The organism is Albidovulum sediminis (assembly GCF_025380365.1).
GTDB lineage: Bacteria > Pseudomonadota > Alphaproteobacteria > Rhodobacterales > Rhodobacteraceae > Albidovulum > Albidovulum sediminis.
Map to the genome: position 1 here is coordinate 2,027,173 of NZ_JAOCQF010000001.1, position 23,007 is coordinate 2,050,179.

The following is a 23,007-nucleotide window of genomic DNA, read 5'->3' on the forward strand; positions in this document are numbered from 1 at the left end:
GGCAAACCCGCGAAAGGGGAAACAGATGTTCTACCGACCCGAGGACGGCCACGGCCTGCCCCACAACCCCTTCAACGCGATCATCACGCCGCGCCCGATCGGCTGGATATCGACCCGTGGCAGCGCGGGCGACAACCTTGCCCCCTATTCCTTCTTCAACGGCGTGGCCTACACCCCGCCGCAGGTCGTCTTCTCCTCGACCGAGGCGAAGGATTCGCTGCGCAACGTGCAGGAAACCGGCGTCTTCGCCGTCAACATCGTCGAGTTTGCGATGCGCGAGAAGATGAACCTGACCTCGGGCAGCTATCCGCCGGGGACCGATGAATTCACCCTTGCAGGGATCGGCAAGGCCGAGTGCGAGACCATCGACTGCCCCCGGGTTGCGGGGGCGCCGGCGACGCTGGAATGTCGCGTCGTCCAGATCGTGCAGCTGCTCGGCAAGGCCAATTTCCTGACCATCGGCGAGGTGACGGGCATCCACCTGCGCGATGACTGCGTGGTCGACGGCCGCTTCGACATCACCCGCTTCCAGCCGCTCGGGCGGCTCGGCTACCGCGACTACGCGGTGGTGACCGAGGTGTTCGAAATGATCCGGCCCGGGCAGGCATGATGCCGCGCCGCCCCTTGCAGCCGCGCGGCCGCTGCGGCTATGCCTGTCGCGTCAACCAGAGGGGAGACCCATGAAAGCGCGCGTCAAATGGGCTGAGGCCCGCACCTTCGTCGGCGAGGCCACGACCGGCCACAAGATCGCCTTCGGCACCGCCCACGGCGACGGACAGAAGCCGGGGCCAAGCCCGATGGAGCTTGTCCTCATCGGCACAGGCGGCTGCGCGGCCTGGGACGTGGTCGCCATCCTCGAGAAGGGCCGGGAGAAGGTCGAGGACGTGGTGGTGGAACTGGACGCCGACCGGGCCGAAACCGAGCCCAAGGTCTTCACCCGCGTCCACATGCATTTCATCGTCAAGGGGCGGGGCATCGACCCGAAGAAGGTCGAGCGCGCGATCGACCTCTCGATCGAAAAATACTGCTCCGCCTCGGCGATGATCGCCAAGACGGCCGAGATGAGTCACGACTTCGAAGTGATCGACACTTCTACCTAGGGCTTCGGCGAAGCGGCGAACCTAATGACGGCCCCCGCTTCAACCGGCCGATGTGGGCGCCCGCCGTTTTCCAGAAAGCGTCAGGTAGCGGCACCCACCAGGCCCAACGGTCCGCGCCTTCACCATGACGGGTCGCGCCCATTCAGGTCCTCGTCTGGGACGGAGGTTTTCTTCGGCTGATGGCAGTGGAACGGCGCCGCGTAGACCATGCTGTAGGCGTCGCCGAGGAACAGAAAGAGCGGTTCGAAAACGGATGCGATCCTGACACGCGGCAGGTGCAGGCGCAGGCGCGACAGAGAGCAGCGGCGGGCAGCGATCGGGGTGGCGGTGGTCGTTTCGGTCATGGCGTCCTCCTATGCCCCCAGAATGACAGTTGCACCGGCACAGGTCTTTGGCGCCGACCTGAAGAGTCCTGATCCTTCCTGATGTTCGCTTTCGACCGGGTTTCGGCTATCGTGCGGTCGAGAGGGGGCGCCGAATGGATCTGCAATTCGGACCGTATCGGCTAAAAGTTGAAGAGCGGCAGCTTCTGGGGCCAGAGGGAGCCGTGGATCTGTCGGCGCGCGCCTTCGACATTCTCGCCCATCTGCTTGCAAAACCAGACGAGGTCGTCGCGAAATCCGACCTGTTGGACGCCGTCTGGCCCGGCCTGACGGTCGAGGAAAATACCCTTCAGGTCCATATTTCAGCCCTGCGCAAGGCGCTCGCTGACAGCATGATCGCAACGGTTCACGGGCGGGGTTACAAATACGCCGGCCCACGGCCCGTGGCGGCCAGGGCCGCCGGCGGCGTTGCGCCTGGCGGCCGGGATGGATCCAGCCCCGCCGTCCCGCCAAAGCCCTCGATCGCCGTCCTGCCATTCGAAAACATGAGCGGCGATCCCGACCAATCCTATTTCAGCGATGGCATTACCGAGGACATCATCGCCGAAATTGGCAAGTTCAAGGAATTCCTGGTCATCGCCCGGAATTCCTCGTTCCAGCTGCGGGGCGCGACACGCGACCTAGGCGAAACTGCGAAGCAACTGGATGTCCAGTACATCGTCAACGGTAGCGTACGGAAAGTCGGCAACCGGGTGCGTGTATCGGTGCAACTGACCGACGCACTTGAATCGGCACACCTTTGGGGCGAACACTACGACCGCGATCTGACCGATGTCTTCACCATTCAGGACGAGATAACCCAGATGATCGCCACTCGACTGGCGCGCCAGACCCGGACCGCCATTGCTGCGCGCGCCACGAACCGACCGACGCAGAACATGACAGCCTACGACCTCTACCTGCGGGCGCTGCCCCATCTCTCTTCCTATTCAACCTTCGAAGAGGCAGAGCCGTTCCTGCGGCGGGCCATCGCGCTCGACCCGGACTTCGCGGCGGCCCACGCCATGCTGGGTTTCCTCCAGTCGGTGAAGTTCTGCCTGCTGGTCTACGATGCCTCCCTGCTGCACGTCGGGCTCGATCTCGCGGCAACCGCGCTTCAGCTTGACCCAGATGAAGCCTACGGACATCTGGCGACCGGCTTTGCCTGTATCTACCTTCGCCGGTTCCGGCAGGCTGAAACCAGCCTGAACCGCGCGCTTGCACTGAACCCCAACGATCCGTTCATCCTGACGATCCGGGGGCTACTTCATAACTACACCGCACGTCCCGAAGCGGGCCTGGCCGATATTGCGGAGGCGCAGCGCCGCGATCCCTTCGCAGTGGAATGGTATGATGACTTTCGCGGCATTATCCTGACCAGCGCAGGCCGCTTCCGCGAAGCGATAGACTGCTACGAAGGCATCGAAAACCTCTCACCCTGGTCGTTGGGTTACCTGACCCTTTGCTATGCGGAACTGGGCGAACACGCCCGGGCCAAGGACTGCCTTGCACGATTCAAGTCCTGCAGGCCCGAACAGGACCTGGATCAGACCATCACCAACGAACTGGATTTCTTCGAGGATCCCGAAGTGATCCGCCGCTATCGCGCCATCCTGCGCCGCCTGGACACGGGGACCTGACCGCCAGCGCGCCGATGGTCAGGATCGCCTTGGCATGGATCGCGCTCAGGTTCTCGCCAGCCCCGAAGATCGCCACGCGCCCGTCCGGCAAAGCCATGTCCCGCCTCGAAAAATGCCTTTCGCGGGATCATCCGCAAAAGCCGGGGCAAGTTCAAGCGCGGCGCTCAGTGTGCTGGAAACAGGAACTTGCCGTCGATGATCCTCTGAATGAGGTCGCAGCCGTTGCCCTTGGCCTGGAACACGCGCCAGGCGTTGTTGGCGAAGGCACGGGGCGAAAGCGCGTAGATCGTGGGGTGCACCACGCTCAGCGCGCCCGGCGGATCGACCGGATGCGCCTCCAGCAACAGCTCCCGCCCCTCGGGATCGAGGGTCATCATCTCGAACACATTGGCGATGAACTCGTGCTCCGCGGGGCCGATCTTCACGCCCACCGTCGATTGCGCGACGAAGGCATGAGACAGTTCGTGCGCCATGATGGCACGGAAAAGAACGTCAGGCGGCAAGGCGGCGCGCGCGTCCTTGCCCTCAAGCAGCGACAGGATGCCCTCGGGCTCGGTGATCTCAAGGCAGCCCGTGGCCTTGTCGTAGGTCGCAAGGCAAGTACCGAAGCCCGGATGCCGCGCGGTCTGGACGACCGAAATCTGCACAGGGGACTGCTGGGCCAGCCCGCAGGTCGCCATCAGCGCCCGCGCGTCCTCCGCCGCGGCGCAGGCCGTCCGGGCCAGCGCCTCGTCCCGGGCCTCGACGGTGATCCGCGGGTCGTCGCAGGCAAGCCCGACCGCGGTCGCGGGCACCATGGCCAGAAGGCCGATGAACATGCCCCAGAGGACATGCCTGCCGATCCCGGTCCCCGTCATCCTGCCCCCGGCCTCATGCGCCCGCCCTCATGCCGTTTGAGGCTACTACACCCGCCCCCGGCAAGGCCAGCACCGCGCGCGGCGCGGGCCCGCCCCCAGCGATCCGGGGTTTTGCCCTTTTCCTCGGCCATCGCCCCGCATAGGCTGCCGCCCGCAACCAGGGAGTGAGCGGATGAGCGAACCGGTGATCGGCATCGTCGGCGGTTCAGGCGTCTACCAGATCGAGGGGCTTGAAGAGGCCCGCTGGCAGGCGGTCGACACCCCATGGGGGCCGCCCTCTGACGAGATCCTGACCGGCAGACTTGGCGGCGTCCGCATGGCTTTCCTGCCCCGGCACGGGCGCGGGCACGTCCATGCCCCGTCCGAGGTGCCCTTCCGCGCGAACATCGACGCGCTGAAGCGGCTCGGCGTGACCGATGTTGTCGCCGTCTCCGCCTGCGGATCGTTCCGGGAAGAAATGGCGCCGGGCGATTTCGTCATCGTCGACCAGTACATCGACCGCACCTTCGCCCGGGCGAAGTCCTTCTTCGGCACCGGCTGCGTCGCCCATGTGGCCTTTTCCCACCCGACCTGCGCGCGCCTGTCCGGGGCGGCGGCAGCGGCGGCGCGCGCCACGGGCGTCACCGTCCATCAGGGCGGCACCTACCTGGCGATGGAGGGGCCGCAGTTCTCCACCCTCGCCGAAAGCCGGATGTACCGAGAGGTCTGGGGCGCCGACGTCATCGGCATGACCGGCATGCCCGAGGCCAAGCTCGCGCGGGAGGCGGAGCTTTGCTATGCCTCGGTCGCGATGGTTACCGACTACGACTGCTGGCATCCGGGGCACGACGCCGTCGATGTCGCCTCGGTGATCCGGACGCTGACGCTGAACTCCGCCAATGCCCGCGCCCTTGTCACGCACCTGCCGGGGGTTCTGACGGACCGGCCGACGCCCTGCCCCTGCGGCTGCGACCGCGCGCTGGAGCACGCGGTGATGACCGCACCGGACAAGCGCGACCCCGCGCTGGTGGCCCGCCTCGACGCGGTGGCGGGGCGGGTGCTGAAATGTTGACCACGAAGCACCGATCTCCGGCGCTCGTCGCCCCTTTCATCTTCGTCATGACGACTGCAGTGTCGGCAGCGCAGGACTTCGTCGCAGCCAATGGCCAACTGCGAGACGATGACTTCTACCGACTGGTCGCCTGTGGTGCCCCGCCAGGAGGGAACTGCAAGACGCCATTTGTCCGCTGGTCGCGACGGGCCGCCCTTGACGTTTCAGTAGGCATCGCAGGCGTAGACGAGGGATATCCACCGGGTCTTCGGGCAAGGATAGAGGCGACGCTCGACCCGACACTTCAAACCCTGAACGAACTGGGTGCGAAGCTCCGCTTCACCAGAGCCTCCCCAGATACGAAGCCCGATATCCGGATATTCCTTTTGGATTTGCCACGTTCCAGCAATGTTCGGGGAACCGGACTCTCCTGGCTGGATGGCCATCCCCTGCAGGCCGCCAGGTTCCAACTGCGCACCCGCGGCGACGGGACCGTGATCGAATGTGCCATCGCCCTCAGTCGTGACGTAAAGTCAGGGATGGTTGAGCGCTTGCTTTTCGAAGAGATCGTTCAGTGCAGTGGCCTCATGACGGACGTCAGCGGTTCTTACTATGAAAACCGATCCATCTTTTCTGAGACGGGTGCCGTCAATGCACCCGGAATACAGGATATCATGGCCCTGCGCCGTCACTATCCCTGAGCGCCAAGAGGTTGCCGCCCAAATGAAGAAGACCGTCAAGGATTACATCCGCACCATCGCCGACTTCCCGCACGAGGGGATCCTGTTTCGCGACGTGACCTCGCTTTTCGCCGATGCGCGGGGATTCCGGATGGCGGTGGACCAGCTTCTGCATCCCTACGCGGGCGAGCGGATCGACAAGGTCGTCGGGCTCGAGGCGCGGGGCTTCATCCTTGGGGGCGCGATCGCGCATCAGTTGACCAAGGGCTTCGTGCCGATCCGCAAGAAGGGCAAGCTGCCGGGCGCGGTGATCAGCCAGGCCTACACGCTCGAATACGGCGAGGCGGTGATGGAGATGCACGACGACGCGCTGCAACCGGGCGAACGGGTTCTGATCGTCGATGACCTGCTGGCTACGGGCGGCACCTGCGAGGCGGGGATAAGGCTCTGCGAACGGCTTGGCGCGGAAATCGTCGGCTGCGCCTTCGTCGTCGACCTGCCGGAACTGGGGGGCCGCAAGCTGCTGGAGCGGCTGGGCATGAGCGTCCATGTGCTGTGCGAGTTCGAGGGCGCCTGAGATCGGCGCGGCCCCGGCTGCATCCACGTTAACGATTTCTTCGCCAATTCCGGTCAGGGTCGGATTCGGCCGATACGCTCTCCGGCCCTCCGCGCCGCAATGGCCGAAACGCTCTCAGGAACCCCGCCGGATTCTCCACCGGCGGGGTTTTCGTTACCGGCGCAGGACGGCGCCGGGGTTCATGATGCCAAGGGGGTCGAGCGTGGCCTTGATCGCCCGCATCGCCGCCAGCTTGGCCGGATCACCCAGACGCTCCAGCTCCGCCACCTTCAGCCGGCCGATGCCGTGTTCGGCGCTGATCGAACCGCCGCGCGCCACCACCATCGCGTGCACACATTCCATCACCGCGGGCGCAAGGTGGCGCAGCGCGTCCGCCTGCCCCCCCTGCGGCGGAAAGACGTTGAAGTGCAGGTTGCCGTCGCCCAGATGGCCAAAGCAGTTGATGCGCAGCTCGGCGATGGCGGCGATGCGCGCGGGTGCATCGTTGAGGAAGCCCGCAATCTCGGACAGCGGCAGGGAAATGTCGTGCGAGGAGATCGCGCCGATGCGCCGGTTGCCTTCGGGCAGCGCTTCCCTCAGCGCCCAGAAGGCGTCCCTCTGCGCCAGCGATCCGGCGATGACGCCGTCGCCCACGGTGCCCGCCTCCTGCGCCTCGGCGAACAGGGTGGCGAGCGTGTCGCCCGGGTCAAGGCCGGCCGGAAGGCCGATTTCGAGCAGAACCATCCATTCGGGGCGCTCGGCGAAAGGCTGGCGCACCTGCGGCAGAACCTCGTCCAGGAACAGGAGCCCCTGCCGGTGGATGAGTTCGAAGCTGGTGACGCCGCCGAAGGTCATGGCCTGCGCGCGCGCCAGCAGGTCGAGGGCCGCGACCGGATCGGCGACGGTGAAGAAGGCTGTGCCCACACCGGCCGGGCGGGGAAACAGCTTGAGCGCGGCAGCGGTGATGATGGCCAGTGTGCCTTCCGATCCGATCAGAAGATTGCGGAGGTCATAGCCGGTGTTGTCCTTCCTGAGCCGGGTCAGGCCGCGCAGGACCGACCCGTCGGGCAGCACCGCCTCGACCCCCAGGCAGAGGTCGCGCGCGTTGCCGTAGCGCAGCACGTTGACGCCGCCCGCGTTGGTCGCAAGGTTGCCGCCGATCCGCGCGCTGCCTTCGGATGCCAGCGACAGCGGGAAGAGCCGCCCCGCGGCCATCGCCGCCGCCTGCACCTCGGCAAGCGTCGCGCCCGCCTCGGCGACGATCACGTTTTCCTCCGCGTGGACGGCGCGGATCTGCCCCATGCGCTCCAGCGACAGGATCAGGGGCGCCGGGCCTTCGGGCATGACCTGGCCAAGGACAAGGCCGGTGCCGCCGCCCCAGGGTACGATCCCCACGCGCGCGGCGGCGCAGGCGCGGACGATTGCCGCGACATCGTCCACGGTGCGCGGGCGGGCGAGCGTGGCGGCCGGCGTCGCGCCCCTGCGGCGCGGTTCTTCCAGATACGCCGGACCGGCGGGGCTGATCGTGCCCTCCGGCAGGGCGGCGGCCAGCGTCCGGGCAAAGGTTTCGTCGGCAGGGTTCAGCATGATCCCGGATGAAGCACGGCCCGTCACGCGCGACAAGCCCTATTGCAAGGGGCGCGGGGGCAGGACGATAACCGTGGGCCGCGCCGGAAGCGCCGCAAGCGACAGTTCCACGAACGGCTGATCCCGCCGCTCGATCGCAAAGTCGCCCTCCATGCCGGCGAGAAAGGCGCCAAGCGTGCCGTCCCCGAACCAGTGCATCGGTAGCACCACGGAGGCGCGCAGGCGCTTCATCACGCCGATCATCGTCGGCAGGTCCAGCGTCATGCCGCCATCGACCGGCACCATCACCACGTCAAGCCGGCCAAGCGCCGCGTACTGTTCCGGCGTGGGTTCGTGGTGCAGGTGGCCGAGGTGGCCGATGCACAGGCCCGCCACCTCGAACACGAAGATGGAGTTGCCGTCAGGGATCACGCCTTCGACGCCGCCCCGGATGTCCGTCGGCACATTGCGCACCAGCATCTCGCCCAGGTCGAGGTGATGGTCCGCGGGCTCTCCGCTCCAGTCCCAGCCGGGCAGGACATGGGGGATGCGCGGATCGGGCTCCGCCGTCCAGTGCGAGGAATGGGCGCGGTTCATCGTCACCACATCGGGCACCACGTCCGCCGTGCCGAGGATGCCGGTAAAGTCGGTGGCGACCGACAGCCCGCTCGGCGTTTCGAGGAAATAGGTCGAATGCCCGACATAGCTGAGGCGGACGGTGTCGGCAGCCAGCGGATCGCCCCAGCCCGCGCGCCAGATCGTTTCCGGGCCCTCAGGCAAGGCGTCGGCAATGGCGATGCAGTGGCTGGGGGTGCGGGTCTGGCCGGACGCCGGGGCGGCCAGGAGCAGGGCGAACAGCGTCAGAATGCTAATGGCAGGCATGGCGGCACCTCTACCCCCAGTCTAGCGCGGCTGGCGTGATTTCCGAACCGGAAACCGGGCCCGCGATCAACCCGCGTCGGTGCGGCCGCGCCGGTCGGTCCGCAGGTTGGCGTAAAGGACATGGTTGCGCCAGCGCCCGTTGATCTGGAGATAGCTTTGCGCCACGCCTTCGTACTTGAATCCGGATTTTTCAAGCACCCCGCGCGATGCCGCATTCTCGGGCAGGCAGGCGGCCTCGATCCGGCTCAGGTCCAGTTCGGTGAAGGCGTAGTGGACAACGGCGCGGATCGCCTCGCGCATGTAGCCCTGGCGGGCAAAGCGGGCGCCGACCCAATAGCCCATCGTCCCCGCCTGTGCGGGGCCACGCCGGATGTTGTCAAGCGTCAGCGCCCCCAGAAGCGCCTGATCGTCGCGCCGGATCAGGAAGACCGGAAGCGCAGTGCCCCCGCCCGCGGCGCGCGCGGCCCAGTAGACCCGGTTGGTGAAGGCCCGCCGCGTCAGGTGGTCCGAGGCCCAGGTCGGTTCCCAGGGGATCAGGAAATCGCGGCTTTCGTCCCTGAGCGAGGACCAGGCCCGATAGTCGGAGTGGGCGGGCAGGCGAAGCGTCATCCGCTCCGTCTCGATCCGCACCTTCCGACGGCGTATCAGCATCAGGCGGCAAGCCTTGCGCGCAGCGCGTCCAGCCCTGGCGCGTCGCCGATGGGCCCGTAAAGCGCCAGCGCCGCCGCGCCCTCGGTCATGCGCCCGGCGAAGTCGCGCACGGCCTGCGTCGTCACCGCGTCGATCTTGCCCACCGCCTCGGACAAGGGCGGCACGCGGCCCCAGATCGACATGTAGCGCGCCAGCCGCTCGGCCCGCGATGTCGGGCTTTCCAGCCCCATGACCATGCCGGCCCTGAGCTGGGCGCGCGCGCGGGCGACTTCGGCCTCGGTCATGTCGTCGGCCGCTCGCTTCAGCTCGTCCATGGTCAGCCGGCCAAGCTCTCCGATTTCCTCGGCCGAGGTGCCGGCATAGAGCGTGATCATGCCGGTTTCGTCATAGCTGCCGGCCTGCGCGTAGATGGAATAGCACAGGCCGCGTTCTTCCCGAATCTTCTGGAACAGGCGCGAGGACATGCCGCCGCCCATGGCGGTCGCATAGACCTGCGCGGTGTAGAGGTCGGGGTGGCGGTAGCCCGGGCCTGCGAAACCCATGGCGAAATGGACCTGCTCCAGGTCCTTTTCCTCGCGCCGCTCGGCCCCTTGCCAGCGGGCCGGCTCCGGGGTCCGGTCGCCCACCGCCTTGAGATGGCCGAAGGTTGCCTCGGCCGCCCGCACGATCTGATCGTGATCGACCGCGCCGGCAGCGGCCAGGATCATCTGGTCGGGGCCGTAGTGGTCGGACACGAAGCGGCGCAGCTCCTTCCGCCCGAAGGACGACACCCGCTCGGCCGGCCCTAGGATCGTGCGCCCAAGCGCCTGGTCGGGGAACGCGGCCTCTTGCAGCCAGTCGAAGATGATGTCGTCCGGCGTGTCGAGCGCCTGGCCGATTTCCTGAAGGATCACGTGGCGCTCGACCTCGATCTCCTTCTCCTCGAACAGCGGGTTGAGGACGATGTCGGAGATCACGTCAAGCGCCAGCGGCACGTCCGCTTCCAGCACACGCGCGTAATAGGCCGTCATCTCGCGCGAGGTGTAGGCGTTGATGTAACCGCCCACATCCTCGATCTCTTCAGCGATCTGGAGCGCGGTGCGTCGCTTCGTTCCCTTGAACGCCATGTGTTCAAGGAAATGCGCGATGCCGTTCTGGTCTTCGTGCTCGTGCCGGCCGCCCGCATTGACCCAGAGCCCGACCGCGGCGGAGCCGAGCGCGGGCATCCGTTCCGTCACGATCCGGAGGCCGTTCGGCAGTGTGGTCAGGTGTGTCTTCACCGGGCGCGCCTTTCGTGGACGATGGCTTCCAGGGCAGCAAGGTCGTTCGGGACGCGGGTCACCCGCTCGGGCCGCTCGAAAAGGCCGGCCATGCGCGGCGGCAGGGCGGGCCGGATACCTGTTGCGGCCTCGACCGCGTCGGGGAACTTGGCCGGGTGGGCGGTGGCGAGCGTGATCATCGGCACGGTGCCAAGATGATCCTTCGCGACCTTAACGCCCACAGCGGAATGCGGGCACAGAAGCTCCCCCGATGCCGCACGCTCGTCCGCGATGGAGGCGCGGGTCTCGTCCTCCGACACGCGGCCCGAGGCGAAGGTGTCGCGCAGCCAGCCAAGCGCGCCCTGGCTGACGGCGAAGCCGCCCCGCGCCTTCATCTCGTCCATCAACTGCGCGACCGCCCCGCCGTCGCGCCCGTAGGCGTCAAACAGCGCGCGTTCGAAGTTCGACGAGATCTCGATGTCCATCGACGGCGAGATCGAGGGCTTCACCCCGCCCATCTCGTAGCGCCCGCCGGTCAGGCAGCGGTGCAGGATGTCGTTCTGGTTGGTGGCGATCACCAGGCGTTCGATCGGCAGGCCCATGCGCTTGGCGATGTAGCCCGCGAAGATGTCGCCGAAGTTGCCGGTGGGCACGGTGAAGCTGACCTTCCGGTGCGGCGCGCCGAGCGACACGGCAGAGGTGAAGTAGTAGACGACCTGCGCCAGCACCCGCGCCCAGTTGATTGAGTTCACGCCGGCAAGCCCCACCGCGTCGCGGAACTCGAAATGGTTGAACATGTCCTTCAGTCGCGACTGGCAATCGTCGAACGTCCCGTCAAGGGCCAGCGCATGGACATTGGCCTCGGTGGGCGTCGTCATCTGGCGGCGCTGCACCTCGCTCACCCGGCCGTGCGGGAAGAGGATGAACACGTCCACGTTGGAAAGGCCGCGGAACGCCTCGATCGCGGCCGACCCGGTATCGCCCGAAGTCGCGCCGACGATCGTCACGCGCCGCCCGTCACGCTGGAGCGCGATCTGGAACAGCTGGCCGATCAGCTGCATGGCGAAGTCCTTGAACGCCAGCGTCGGCCCGTGGAACAGCTCCAGCAGGAAGTGGTTGGGCGCCAGCTGGACCAGCGGCGCGCGGGCGGCATGTCCGAAGCCCGCATAGGCCCTGGCGATGGCGGCCCGGAAGTCTTCGTCGCTGAAGGCACCTCCGACGAAGGGGCGCATGATGCGGAAGGCGGCATCCTCGTAGGACAGCCCGGCGAGTGCGACAATCTCCTCCTTGCCGAGCGCGGGGACGGTCTCGGGGACATAAAGCCCGCCGTCGCGGGCAAGACCCGTCAGCATCGCCTCGCCGAAGCTCAGAACCGGGGCCTGGCCCCTTGTGGAAACATAGCGCATTCGTCCGTCCTCAGATCGTTCTCCGCCTGATACGCCAGAGCAGGTAGAGTGTCATCCCCGCCCAGACGCCCGCCAGCGAAAACCAGGTGATCGCATACTCCAGGTGGTCGTTTACGATGCCCGACGTATCGACCGGCCGGGGCACGATACCCTGCGCATCCCCCTCTGCCTTCCGGATCACGACCATCAGCGGGTCGGTTTTCAGGCTTTCAGCCATTGCGGCGACGTCGCGGGCAAACCACAGGCCCGTCGTGGTATCGGGCGGCGGGGTGTAGGCGTCGGCCTCCTGCGGCCAGTGCAGGTTGCCGGTGATGGAAAGCGCGACCGGCGGGCGCGGGGCGTCCCGCGCCTCCTCACCGATGAAGCCCCGGTCGATCAGCATGCGCCGGCCTGCGTCCGTTTCGAAGGCGGCAATCACTTCGTACCCCGCGCCAACGCCCTTCTGCCCGGACAGGACCAGCAGTTCCTCGCCCGTGGTGGCGCCGGAGACGGTCACCGGAAGATAGAGTTGCGTCTTAGGCTCGGGGTCGGTGACCGTTGCGAGAGCGACGGGCGCGGCCTCGATGCGCGCAGAGATTTCCGCGATGACAGCCTCCTTCCACTCCAGCCGGCGCAATTGCCAGAAGCCGAGCGACAGCAGGATGGCGAGGCCACCAAGGCCGAGGATCAGGGGAAATGCGATGCCGCGCATCATGACCTCAAAGCGAAAGCGCGGGGTCTCCCCCGCGCTTGTTGGTTCGGTTGCGGGTGCAGCCGTTACTGACCCCAGACATAGACCGCGGCGAACAGGAACAGCCAGACCACGTCGACGAAGTGCCAGTACCAGGCCGCCGCCTCGAAGCCGACGTGCTGTTCCGGGGTGAAATGCCCCTTCATCGCACGGATCATGCAGACGAGCAGGAAGATCGTGCCGATGATCACATGGGCGCCGTGGAAGCCCGTCGCCATGAAGAACGAGGCGCCGTAGATGTTGCCGGCGAAGCCGAAGGCGGCGTGGCTGTATTCGTAGGCCTGAAGCCCGGTGAAGCAGACGCCGAGGAACACCGCCAGAGCAAGGCCGTTGATCATGTCCTTGCGGTTGTTTTCATGCGCGATCGCATGGTGTGCCCAGGTCGCGGCGGCACCGGAGCACAGAAGGATCAGCGTGTTGATCAGCGGCAGGTGCCAGGGGTCGAAGGTCTCGATCCCCGCCGGCGGCCAGACCCCGTCGATGGCCGGGCTTTGCGGCCCCATCGGGTAGAGCGCGTGCTTGAAGAAGGTCCAGAACCAGGCCGAGAAGAACATCACCTCGGACATGATGAACAGGATGAAACCGTAGCGCAGGCCGATCCGCACGACCGGCGTGTGGTCCCCCGTCTCTGCCTCGTGAACGACGTCCGCCCACCAGGCATACATGACGTAGGCGACAAGGGCGAAGCCGATCAGGAAGACGAAGGGCGTGACGGCATGCATCCACAGGACGGCGCCGAAAAGCATGATGAAGCCACCCACGGCGCCAAGGAACGGCAGGAGCGAGGGCTTCAGGATGTGGTAGTCGTGGTTCTTCGCGTGCGCCATGTCGGTTTCCCTGATTTGGCCTCAGTTATAGTCGGGCCCTTCGGCCGGCGGAAGGGCCGCCTGCGTCTGGGGCAGTTCGGTTTCGTAGAAGGTGTAGGACAGGGTGATGTCGCGGATGTGCCCCGCATCGCGGTCCGAGACGATTTCCGGATCGACGTAGAAGATCACCGGCATCTCGACCCGCTCGCCGGGTTGCAGCACCTGTTCGGTAAAGCAGAAGCACTGGATCTTGGTGAAGTAGTACCCTGCCAGATCCGGCGCGACGTTGTAGCTGGCCGTCCCGGCGACCGGCTTGTCGGTTGGGTTGTAGGCCTCATAGAAGGCCATGCCGGTTTCGCCGATCTTCAGCGTCACCTCGTTCTGCATCGGGCGGAACTGCCAGGGCATGTCGGGCGCGGTGTTCGCGTCGAAGCGGATGGTGACGGTTTCCTCGAGGATCTCGGACGATTCCGAGGAGGCGGTGTTGGTGGTGCCGCCGTAGCCGGTCACGCGGCAGAACCAGTCGTAGAAGGGCACTGCCGCCCAGGCGAGCGCGCCCATCGTCACGACCACGCCCACCAGCAGCACGGCGACCCGGTTGTTGCCCTGTCCCCGGTTCATCGGCTCGCCTCCGTCCCCGGCGGGTTGCCGTGTTCGTCCTGGCGCGAGACCTTCACGATGGTCAGGCCGAAGACGAGCACCACGAACGCGGCCAGAACCAGCCCGAGGCCGAGGTTGCGGCTCCAGCGCCGCCGATGCAGTTCGTGTTCGGGACTGATCGCCATCACCACCCCCCCAGTCCGAAGGGCCTGAGGCTGGCCTCGACCAGAAGCGCGCCGAAGTGCAGGAACAGATAGGCGAGCGACAGCTTGAAGAAGGCGCGTTCGGCCTTGTAGCGGTCGGCCTCCGCCCGATCCTCGTCCCGGCGCAGGATGAGGTAGGCGCCCCGGATGAAAAGCGCGTTCAGCACCAGCGCCGCCGCCAGCGTCACCGGCCCGCCGATCGGGGACAGCGCCAGCGCCAGCGCGCAGGGCGCGAGAAGGAGCGTGTAGACGAAGATGTGGCGCCGCGTCACCCGGCGACCGTGGGTCACCGTCAGCATGGGCACGCCCGCGTTCGAATAGTCGTCCTTCATGAACAGCGCGAGCGCCCAGAAATGCGGCGGCGTCCACATGAACACGAGCAGGAACATCAGAACGGATTCGACCGAAACGCCGCCCGTGGCGACCGCCCAGCCGATCATCGGCGGGAACGCCCCGGCCGCGCCGCCGATGACGATGTTCTGCGGCGTCGAGCGCTTCAGCCACATCGTGTAGACGACGGCGTAGAAGAAGATGGTGAAGGCGAGAAACAGCGCCGCGAACCAGTTCGCCGCAAGGCCCAGCATCACGACCGAGATCGCCGACAGGGCAAGCCCGAAGCCCAGAGCCTCGCCCTCGCTCACGCGGCCGGCGGGGATCGGGCGCCCGCGTGTGCGGCGCATCACACGGTCGATGTCGGCGTCATACCACATGTTGAGCGCGCCGGACGCGCCGCCGCCCAGCGCGATGAACAGGATCGCTGTGAAGGCGACGAAGGGATGAACGGAGACCGGCGCGACGATCAGCCCGACCATGGCCGTGAACACCACGAGCGACATGACGCGCGGCTTGAGGAGTTGGACGTAATCGCCAAACCCCCCGTCCTGCGTCTGTTCATAGGCGCTCAGATCGCTCATCGCTTCCCTCCGGGGCCGGGCGCGCGCGGGCGCGCACCCACCCGCAAGCCCTTACTCGGTCGACGCCACCTGGATCGGCGCCGTGGTGCCGAGCGCGGCGGTCTTGGTGCGCGCAAGCCAGTCCGCATAGGCCGCTTCGCTGACGACCTTGACCGTGATCGGCATGTAGGCGTGATCCTTGCCGCAGAGTTCGGAGCACTGGCCGAAGAACACGCCTTCCTTCTCTGCGGTGAACCACAGCTGCGCGATACGGCCGGGCACGCCGTCCTGTTTCACTGCGAAGGCCGGGATCGTCCAGGCATGGATCACGTCTGCGGCGGTCACGTTGACGACGACGGTCTTGCCCACGGGCACGACAACGGCGTTGTCGGTCGCGAGAAGATATTCGTCCTCGGCATAGCCGTATTCGGCCAGCGCCTCCCTGCCGAGCATGAAGCTGTCGAAGGCGATCCCCTCGTCGGGGTATTCGTAGGACCAGAACCACTGGTTGCCGGTCGCCTTGATCACCACGTCCCCGTGCGGGATCTGCTGCTGCTTGAAGAGCACCGGCAGCGAGTTTGCGCCGAGAACGACCAGGATCAGTACCGGGATCAGCGTCCAGGTGATTTCCAGCGGGGTGTTGTGGGTGAAACGCGCCGGCTTGGGGTTCACCCGGCTGTTGAAGCGCAGGATCACCGTCAGCAGCAGGATCATCACCAGCGCCGACACGGCGATGCACAGGTACAGCAGGATCTGGTCAAGCCACTGCTGGTCAACCGCGAGACTGGTCGCGGCGGGCTGGAACCCCGTGCCCTTCGCCAGCGGCTTGCCGATGGTTTCAAGGCCGGTGATGCCGTCCTGGGCAAGAGCCGCCCCGGAAGCGAGGGTTGCGGAAATGACGGCCCCGAGGCCGGAAAGCTTGGTCGCAAAGCGCATGTCGTTTTCCCGTTCCTTCCGCGGCTTGTCATGCCGCCTCCCGGCCCGCCCTTTCCCTGACCTGGCCGGTTGTATACGCGACCTCTAAAATCATATTAGAGGCAAGGCGACAAGCGAAACCAACGCGGCACGGCGTCGCTTTTGATCGATATCAAGGACAGGAAAGCGACCTTACATGGATGATGCCCGATTTTCCCCGTTCGAAACCCATCTGGATGCGGACAGGGCGCTCTCGATTCTGCGCGAGACGGTGGCCGGGGCCGAGGACGGCGAGATATTCCTTGAACGTCGCCGGTCCGAAGCGCTCGTCTTCGATGACGGCAGGCTCAGAAACGCAAGCTACGACGCCTCCGAAGGGTTCGGGCTGAGGGCGGTCAACGGCGATGTCGCGGGCTATGCCCATTCCACCGAAATCTCCGAAAGCGCGCTGCGCCGGGCGTCCGAGACGGCACGGCTGGCGGTCGGCGCGGGCGGCGGCACGCTGGCCGCCCCGCCGCAGGGCACCAACCGCAGGCTTTACACCGAGGCCGACCCGATGGCGGACGCAGCCTTCGGCATCAAGGTGGAAACGCTGCGGGAAATAGACGCCTTCGCCCGCGCGCTCGATCCCCGCGTGGTTCAGGTCTCGGCCACCATCGCCGCGTCGCTGCAGGAGGTCTTCATCCTGCGCCCCGAAGGCGGTCTCGTCTCTGACATCCGGCCGATGAGCCGGCTCAACGTTTCGGTCATCGTGGAGGAGAACGGGCGGCGCGAAAGCGGCGGGCATGGCGGCGGCGGCAGGTCCGGCCTCGCCGCGCTGATGGTGCCCGACCACTGGCAATCGGTCGCGCGCGAGGCGCTCAGGATCGCGCTCGTCAACCTGCGCGCGGTTGCGGCACCCGCTGGCGTCATGGACGTGGCCCTGGGCGCAGGCTGGCCCGGCGTGCTGCTGCACGAGGCGGTGGGCCACGGGCTTGAGGGCGATTTCAACCGCAAGGGCACCTCGGCCTTCGCGGGGCTGATGGGACAAAGGGTCGCAGCCCCCGGCGTGACGGTGCTGGACGACGGCACCATCCCCGACCGGCGCGGGTCGATCACGATCGACGACGAGGGGACGCCGTCGGGCCGGAACGTCCTGATAGAGGACGGGATCCTTGTCGGCTTCATGCAGGACCGGCAGAACGCCCGCCTGATGGGCGTTACCCCCACCGGCAACGGGCGGCGCGAGAGCCATGCCCACATCCCGATGCCGCGGATGACCAACACCTACATGCTGGGCGGCGGCGCCGAACCGGGCGCCATCGTCGCCGACCTTCGCGACGGGATCTACGCCGTGGGCTTCGGCGGCGGGCAGGTCGACATCACCAACGGCAAGTTCGTCTTTTCCTGCACCGAGGCCTACCGGGTCAGGAACGGCGTGATCGGCGATCCGGTCAAGGGGGCGACGCTGATCGGCGACGGGGCGACCGCGCTGAAGAACATCCGCGCGATCGGCAACGACATGGCGCTCGACCCCGGCATCGGCAACTGCGGCAAGGCCGGGCAATGGGTGCCGGTCGGGGTGGGCCAGCCGACGCTCCTCATCAGCGGGCTGACGGTCGGAGGTTCGGCCGCCTGAGGGTATGGTTTTCCTCCATTGCGGCGTGGTTGACGTTGGGTTCTACCTTGGGTTGGCGCGCGGCTGCGTCGCCGGAGGAAGGTTATTGGGTGAACGGGTCCTGGTGCCTCCGGCCAGCCGGGGCGAAACGGGCCTTCCCCCTCAGTCAAACCCCCGATCCGAATATTTCGACTTTCGCGCGATCCGGCGGCGAATCGTAACCATTGGTTAACCTTGCCCGGTCATGTTCAGCCTTGCGAATGAGGCGAAGGCGCGAGGGAAAAGGTTTGTTTTCTTACCCCACCCCCTTCACCCCACCCACCACGGAAGATGACAGACTGTCGTGGCTCCGTCTCATTCGCTCCCACCGCGTCGGCGTGGTGACCTTCAATCGGCTCCTGGCGGAACACGGATCGGCGCGGGCCGCGCTCGATGCGCTGCCCGATGTGGCACGATCGGCCGGGGTCGCGACCTATCAACCCTGCTCCGAGGCGTCGGCGTTGAAGGAACTGCGCGCGGGCCAATCGGCCGGCGCACGTCTTCTCTGCCGGGGTGAGCCTGCCTATCCCGCCGCTCTGGCCGAGATCGCCGACGCCCCGCCGGTGATCTGGGTCCTGGGCGATCCGGCCTTGACCTTCCGCCCCATGGTGGCGCTCGTGGGGGCACGCGGGGCCTCCTCTCTGGGCACGCGGATGGCGCGTCGCCTGGCCGAGGGGCTGGGCGGCGAGGGCTTCGTCATCGTCTCCGGCCTGGCCCGCGGGATCGACGCGGCGGCCCATGCCGCCTCGCTTGCCACCGGCACCGTCGCCGTGATGGCCGGCGGCGTCGATCACGTTTATCCGCCCGAGAATGCCGCCCTTGCCGCCGAAATCTCCGCGCGCGGCCTGCGCGTCTCGGAACAGCCGCCCGGGCTGGAACCGATGGCCCGGCACTTTCCGCTGCGCAACCGCATCATCTCCGGGCTGGCCCGCGCCGTCATCGTGGTCGAGGCGGCGGCGCAGTCCGGCAGCCTGATCACCGCGCGGCTTGCCCTCGACCAGGGGCGCGAGGTGCTCGCGGTGCCGGGCCACCCCTTCGACGGGCGCGCCTCGGGCTGCAACATGCTGATCCGCGACGGCGCGACGCTGGTGCGGGGGCCGGAGGACGTGATCGCCGCCATCGGAAAGCCCGAAGGCCTTTCCGCCCCCGCCCATGGCGTCGCCTCCACAAGCCCCGGAGCGGCGACGGTTGCGGCAAACCCGGCGGCCGGGTCGCGCAGCTGGCGCGATCAAAGTGCGCTCCACCGTCGCATCCTCGACCGGCTGGGGCCAAGCCCGGTGGCCGAGGACCAATTGATCCGCGACCTCGCCATGCCCGCGTCGCAGATTGCGCCGGAACTCGTCATGCTGGAGATGGACGGACAGATCCAGCGTGCGCCGGGCGGGCTCCTGTCCCGGGTATGACGGCAGGCATCCGCCGGGGACGTGACGGCCGGGCTTGGCAGATGACGCTACGTCATGCATCATCACGCTGAAGGGGTCCGTGCCGCGCGGGACGCCGGACCGCATGGGCCGATCTTCCCGTCGGGGGAACCTCATGGGCACCCAGAACATCGCATCGCTCAAGCTGTCATCGAAGGCGCGCAAGGCGGCGGAAGCGCTGCTCGAAAAGCACCCGGAAGTGGAATTCACCAGCGGCCTGCGCGACCTCAAGGGACAAGCGGACGCGATGGCAAGCAACGTGGTGAAGAACCGCAACTGGATCAAGCAGACCTACGCCACAAGCCGCGCGTCCAAGGCCTGCCAGAAGTGGGTCGACGACAATCCGGACGCGACGACCCGGAAGGACATTGCCGAGGGCCTGCACGAAACGCTCAAGGCACTGGGCAAGGCGGCCGGGGGCATTTCGTCGCACCTGACCGGGAATGCGTTCGACGTGCAACCTGTCAGCAAGAACGCCGCCGAGATCAAGAAGACGATCCGGGGGCTGCCCGGATTGCGGAAATTCCTTGAAAAGGAAGGCGGGCTGATCCGATGGCACGCGGAATTCTGATCGCCGCGCCCCGCAGGGCGGCATGGTCCGTATTGGCTTTCCTCGCGGCCTGGCCTGCCTTCGCCGAACCGGATCGCATCCGGTGCCGGGGCGGCGGGGCCGAGGGCCTGGACCTCGTGCGGGTGGCGGTCGCCTCGCCCTTCTATCGCTGGCTGGCGGCCCGGCACGGCACCGCCGAAACCTGCCGGATCAGGCGCTCCGACGGCCGTTATGACGCCGTTCTGGGCTTTGCCGACACGGCGGCAATGACGATCGTCGCGACACCGGAGATCGGCGCGGCCTCCTACGAGGCGTCGGCGACCACGCCCCCGACGGCGGCGGAGGCAGCGGCACTTCTCGCGGCGATGGATCACTGGGTTGCCGGTCCGGGCGGTTGTGGCCTGAGCCCCGCGCACCTGCGTGCCGCGGCCCGCTCGACCGCCCCCGAAACCGTGGTCGAGGGGCACGTCTGCAACTGCCGCGCAACCGTCCGGCGCGGTGCGGCGGGCATCGCCGCGCTCTCCTTCGGCTCCGCCTGCTGAGGCGCCGCTGCCGCGGTCATTGACAATCCCCGCCGCTGCCCCCCATGTTCCCCGGCCAAGTCGAAGAAGAATGAACGTGAGGCAGTCATGGCCGTCGTGGTCGTCGAATCTCCAGCCAAGGCCAAGACAATCAACAAGTATCTGGGTTCGGACTACACTGTCCTTGCCTCCTATGGCCATGTTCGCGACCTGCCTGCCAAGGACGGCTCGGTGGAGCCCGACGCCGGATTCGAGATGAAGTGGGAAGTGGCGCCCGACAGCCGCAAGCATGTCCGCGCCATCGCCGAGGCGCTGAAGTCCGACGATACGCTCATCCTGGCCACCGACCCCGACCGCGAGGGCGAGGCGATTTCCTGGCACCTGAAGGAGGCGCTGGCATCGAGCCTGAAGAAGGGCAAGACGGTGCGCCGGGTGACCTTCAACGCGATCACCAAGACCGCCGTGACCGAAGCCATGGCCCATCCGCGCGAGGTGGACATGGAACTGGTGCAGGCCTACCTGGCCCGCCGCGCGCTGGACTATCTGGTGGGATTCAACCTGTCGCCGGTCCTCTGGCGCAAACTGCCGGGCGCCAGGTCCGCGGGCCGGGTGCAATCGGTCTGCCTGCGGCTCATCGTCGAGCGGGAGCTTGAGATCGAGGCCTTCCGGGCGCGCGAATACTGGACCGTCACCGCCACGCTGGCCACCCCGCGCGGGCAGGAATACGAGGCGCGGCTGACCGTGCTGGGCGGGAAAAAGCTCGACCGATACGACCTTGCCAACGAAACCGCGGCCGAACTGGCGGTGCAGGCGGTCCGGTCCCGTGACCTGACGGTCAAGTCGGTCGAGGCCAAGCCCGCCTCGCGCAACCCCTACCCGCCCTTCATGACCTCCACCCTCCAGCAGGAGGCGTCGCGCAAGCTCGGCATGGGGGCCAAGGCCTGCATGTCGGCGGCGCAAAGGCTCTACGAAGCCGGGCACATCACCTACATGCGCACCGACGGCATCGACATGGCGCCCGAGGCGGTGATGGCCGCGCGCGACGCGATCCGCGCGCGCTTCGGGGCCGAATATGTCCCCGACAGCCCGCGGATGTACAAGAACAAGGCCAAGAACGCGCAGGAAGCGCATGAATGCATCCGCCCGACCGACATGATGCTGTCGCCCGACAAGCTGAAGGCCGAGGGCGAGCAGAGGGCGCTTTACGAGCTGATCTGGAAGCGGACGCTCGCCAGCCAGATGGCGGCCGCGCGGCTGGAACGGACGACGGTGGATATCGGCAGCGCGGACGGAGAGGTGGAGTTGCGCGCCACCGGGCAGGTCGTCCTGTTCGACGGCTTCCTCAAGGTCTACGACGAGGGCCGCGACGACGACGGCGAGGAGAACGGCGCGCGCCTGCCGCAGATCATGCGCGGCGAGGCGGCCGAGAAGCGCGCGATCGCGCCCGAACAGCACTTCACCCAGCCGCCGCCCCGCTACACCGAGGCGACGCTGGTCAAGCGGATGGAAGAACTCGGGATCGGCCGGCCCTCCACCTATGCCTCGATCGTGACCACGATCCAGGACCGCGACTATGTGCGCAAGGACAAGGGCCGGCTCATCCCCGAGGACAAGGGGCGGCTTGTCACCGCGTTCCTCACGAATTTCTTCCGCCGCTACGTCGAATACGACTTCACCGCCGACCTCGAGAACGAGCTGGACGAGATTTCGGCGGGCGACCGCGACTACAAGGAGGTGCTGGCCCGCTTCTGGCGCGATTTCACCGCCGCCATTGCGGAGACATCCGACCTCAGGATCGGCGAGGTGCTTGAGAAGATCGACGATTTTCTCGCCCCGCACCTTTACCCGCCGCGCGCCGACGGATCTGATCCGCGGGTCTGCCCGACCTGCGGCGAGGGGCGGCTGAACCTCAAGACCGCGCGCTCGGGCGGGGCCTTCATCGGTTGCTCGAACTATCCGGCCTGCCGCTACACCCGGCCGATTTCCGGACCCGGCGGCGAGGACGGCGCAAGCCCGGACGGCCGGTCGCTGGGCGAGGACCCGGCAGGCAACCCGATCACGCTCCGCGCGGGGCGCTTCGGCCCCTATGTCCAGCGCGGCGAGGCGACGGAGGAGAACCCCAAGCCCGACCGGGCAAGCCTGCCCAAGGGCTGGTCGGCCGACGGCCTGACGATTGAGCGCGCACTGATGCTTCTGGACCTGCCGCGGACGATCGGCCCCCACCCCGAGGATGGCGCGACGGTGGAGGCCGGGATCGGCCGCTACGGGCCTTACGTCAAGCACAACGCGACCTACGCCAACCTGCCCGAGGTCGAGGAGGTCTTCACCATCGGCATGAACCGCGCGATGGAGGTGCTGGCGCAGAAGGCCGCCCGCGGCGGGCGCGCGGCGGGCGCGGCGATCGCGCCCCTGCGGGAACTTGGCGCGCATCCCGATGGTGGCCCGGTGCAGGTGATGGCAGGCCGCTACGGGCCCTACATCAAGTGGGAAAAGGTGAACGCGACCCTGCCCAAGGAGCTGACCCCCGAGGCGGTCACGATGGAAGAGGCGCTCGCGCTGATCGCGGAAAAGGCGTCCAAGGGCGGCAAGGGCAAGGCGCGGCCGAAGAAGGCCGCCTCAGGCTCAGCCGCAAAACCCGCGGCGAAACCCGCGCGGGCAGCAAAGGCCCGGAAGGTCAAGGGCGCGTGATCGTCCTGCTGCGCCGCAGCGATTGACAGGGCCGCAACGCCGCGCCACTAATCGGCGTGGAATTTTCTGGGAGAGA

24 protein-coding genes are annotated in these 23,007 nt (G+C 67.2%); 11 read left to right on the forward strand and 13 right to left on the reverse strand.

What is annotated here, in order from left to right; all coding sequences use genetic code 11:
- Positions 1-25: 25 nt before the first annotated feature.
- Positions 26-610, forward strand: coding sequence for a flavin reductase family protein (locus N5I32_RS09985; protein ID WP_261495373.1), 585 nt, complete (start codon positions 26-28; stop codon positions 608-610).
- 70 nt (positions 611-680) lie between these two features.
- Positions 681-1,100: an OsmC family protein gene (locus N5I32_RS09990; protein WP_261495375.1), complete on the forward strand. Its 420-nt coding sequence runs from the start codon at positions 681-683 to the stop codon at positions 1,098-1,100.
- 119 nt (positions 1,101-1,219) lie between these two features.
- Here the strand turns inward: N5I32_RS09990 and N5I32_RS09995 are convergent, their stop codons facing one another.
- Positions 1,220-1,444, reverse strand: coding sequence for a hypothetical protein (locus N5I32_RS09995; RefSeq protein WP_261495380.1), 225 nt, complete (start codon positions 1,442-1,444; stop codon positions 1,220-1,222).
- Between the two features lie 134 nt (positions 1,445-1,578).
- Between N5I32_RS09995 and N5I32_RS10000 the strand changes: the two genes are divergently transcribed.
- The gene (locus tag N5I32_RS10000; protein ID WP_261495381.1) at positions 1,579-3,102 is read left to right on the forward strand and encodes a winged helix-turn-helix domain-containing tetratricopeptide repeat protein; all 1,524 of its coding nucleotides are present in this window, start codon (positions 1,579-1,581) and stop codon (positions 3,100-3,102) included.
- 164 nt (positions 3,103-3,266) lie between these two features.
- Here N5I32_RS10000 and N5I32_RS10005 read toward each other — a convergent pair whose 3' ends face one another.
- Positions 3,267-3,959 (reverse strand): DUF6639 family protein, encoded by a 693-nt coding sequence (locus N5I32_RS10005; RefSeq protein ID WP_261495382.1) that lies wholly within the window; start codon positions 3,957-3,959, stop codon positions 3,267-3,269.
- 172 nt (positions 3,960-4,131) lie between these two features.
- Between N5I32_RS10005 and N5I32_RS10010 the strand changes: the two genes are divergently transcribed.
- The 3 genes from N5I32_RS10010 to N5I32_RS10020 are packed head-to-tail and all read left to right on the forward strand — an operon-like array spanning position 4,132 to position 6,246.
- Positions 4,132-5,010, forward strand: coding sequence for an S-methyl-5'-thioadenosine phosphorylase (locus N5I32_RS10010; RefSeq protein WP_261495383.1), 879 nt, complete (start codon positions 4,132-4,134; stop codon positions 5,008-5,010).
- The gene (locus tag N5I32_RS10015; protein ID WP_261495385.1) at positions 5,004-5,690 is read left to right on the forward strand and encodes a hypothetical protein; all 687 of its coding nucleotides are present in this window, start codon (positions 5,004-5,006) and stop codon (positions 5,688-5,690) included. The genes N5I32_RS10010 and N5I32_RS10015 overlap by 7 nt, the downstream gene beginning before the upstream one ends.
- 22 nt (positions 5,691-5,712) lie before the next feature.
- Positions 5,713-6,246, forward strand: coding sequence for an adenine phosphoribosyltransferase (locus N5I32_RS10020; protein ID WP_261495386.1), 534 nt, complete (start codon positions 5,713-5,715; stop codon positions 6,244-6,246).
- 153 nt (positions 6,247-6,399) lie between these two features.
- Here N5I32_RS10020 and N5I32_RS10025 read toward each other — a convergent pair whose 3' ends face one another.
- The 11 genes from N5I32_RS10025 to coxB all read right to left on the reverse strand — a co-directional run bounded on the left by N5I32_RS10025 (position 6,400) and on the right by coxB (position 16,136).
- The gene (locus tag N5I32_RS10025) at positions 6,400-7,812 is read right to left on the reverse strand and encodes an FAD-binding oxidoreductase (protein WP_261495387.1); all 1,413 of its coding nucleotides are present in this window, start codon (positions 7,810-7,812) and stop codon (positions 6,400-6,402) included.
- Between the two features lie 39 nt (positions 7,813-7,851).
- A complete protein-coding gene (locus tag N5I32_RS10030; protein ID WP_261495388.1) occupies positions 7,852-8,673 on the reverse strand; it encodes an MBL fold metallo-hydrolase in 822 nt (273 codons plus the stop codon).
- Positions 8,674-8,739: 66 nt separating this feature from the next.
- The gene (locus N5I32_RS10035) at positions 8,740-9,324 is read right to left on the reverse strand and encodes a GNAT family N-acetyltransferase (RefSeq protein WP_261495389.1); all 585 of its coding nucleotides are present in this window, start codon (positions 9,322-9,324) and stop codon (positions 8,740-8,742) included.
- Complete coding sequence (locus N5I32_RS10040) at positions 9,324-10,583, reverse strand: M16 family metallopeptidase (protein ID WP_261495390.1); 1,260 nt, start codon at positions 10,581-10,583, stop codon at positions 9,324-9,326. The genes N5I32_RS10035 and N5I32_RS10040 overlap by 1 nt, the downstream gene beginning before the upstream one ends.
- Positions 10,580-11,968, reverse strand: a complete 1,389-nt coding sequence (gene thrC, locus N5I32_RS10045) for a threonine synthase (RefSeq protein WP_261495391.1) — start codon at positions 11,966-11,968, stop codon at positions 10,580-10,582. Before thrC ends, N5I32_RS10040 begins: the two co-directional genes overlap by 4 nt.
- Positions 11,969-11,978: 10 nt before the next feature.
- Positions 11,979-12,662 (reverse strand): SURF1 family protein, encoded by a 684-nt coding sequence (locus N5I32_RS10050; protein WP_261495393.1) that lies wholly within the window; start codon positions 12,660-12,662, stop codon positions 11,979-11,981.
- Positions 12,663-12,724: 62 nt separating this feature from the next.
- Positions 12,725-13,525, reverse strand: coding sequence for a cytochrome c oxidase subunit 3 (locus tag N5I32_RS10055; protein ID WP_261495395.1), 801 nt, complete (start codon positions 13,523-13,525; stop codon positions 12,725-12,727).
- A gap of 21 nt (positions 13,526-13,546) precedes the next feature.
- Positions 13,547-14,125 carry a cytochrome c oxidase assembly protein gene (locus N5I32_RS10060; protein ID WP_261495397.1) on the reverse strand — a complete coding sequence of 193 codons (579 nt, stop codon included), beginning with the start codon at positions 14,123-14,125 and terminating at the stop codon, positions 13,547-13,549.
- Complete coding sequence (locus tag N5I32_RS10065) at positions 14,122-14,289, reverse strand: cytochrome c oxidase system small membrane protein (RefSeq protein WP_261495399.1); 168 nt, start codon at positions 14,287-14,289, stop codon at positions 14,122-14,124. The genes N5I32_RS10060 and N5I32_RS10065 overlap by 4 nt, the downstream gene beginning before the upstream one ends.
- The gene (cyoE, locus tag N5I32_RS10070; protein WP_261495404.1) at positions 14,289-15,221 is read right to left on the reverse strand and encodes a heme o synthase; all 933 of its coding nucleotides are present in this window, start codon (positions 15,219-15,221) and stop codon (positions 14,289-14,291) included. The genes N5I32_RS10065 and cyoE overlap by 1 nt, the downstream gene beginning before the upstream one ends.
- Before the next feature lie 51 nt (positions 15,222-15,272).
- On the reverse strand, positions 15,273-16,136 hold the full coding sequence (coxB, locus tag N5I32_RS10075; RefSeq protein WP_261495405.1) for a cytochrome c oxidase subunit II: 864 nt from the start codon (positions 16,134-16,136) through the stop codon (positions 15,273-15,275).
- Positions 16,137-16,311: 175 nt separating this feature from the next.
- Between coxB and tldD the strand changes: the two genes are divergently transcribed.
- The 5 genes from tldD (at position 16,312) to topA (ending at position 22,931) form a co-directional block, all read left to right on the forward strand.
- Positions 16,312-17,733, forward strand: coding sequence for a metalloprotease TldD (gene tldD / locus N5I32_RS10080; protein ID WP_261495406.1), 1,422 nt, complete (start codon positions 16,312-16,314; stop codon positions 17,731-17,733).
- 359 nt (positions 17,734-18,092) lie between these two features.
- The gene (gene dprA, locus N5I32_RS10085; RefSeq protein WP_261495407.1) at positions 18,093-19,154 is read left to right on the forward strand and encodes a DNA-processing protein DprA; all 1,062 of its coding nucleotides are present in this window, start codon (positions 18,093-18,095) and stop codon (positions 19,152-19,154) included.
- 133 nt (positions 19,155-19,287) lie between these two features.
- A complete protein-coding gene (locus N5I32_RS10090) occupies positions 19,288-19,743 on the forward strand; it encodes a hypothetical protein (RefSeq protein ID WP_261495408.1) in 456 nt (151 codons plus the stop codon).
- Positions 19,725-20,264: a hypothetical protein gene (locus N5I32_RS10095; RefSeq protein WP_261495409.1), complete on the forward strand. Its 540-nt coding sequence runs from the start codon at positions 19,725-19,727 to the stop codon at positions 20,262-20,264. Before N5I32_RS10090 ends, N5I32_RS10095 begins: the two co-directional genes overlap by 19 nt.
- 87 nt (positions 20,265-20,351) lie before the next feature.
- Positions 20,352-22,931, forward strand: coding sequence for a type I DNA topoisomerase (topA, locus tag N5I32_RS10100; protein ID WP_261495410.1), 2,580 nt, complete (start codon positions 20,352-20,354; stop codon positions 22,929-22,931).
- Positions 22,932-23,007: the final 76 nt, after the last annotated feature.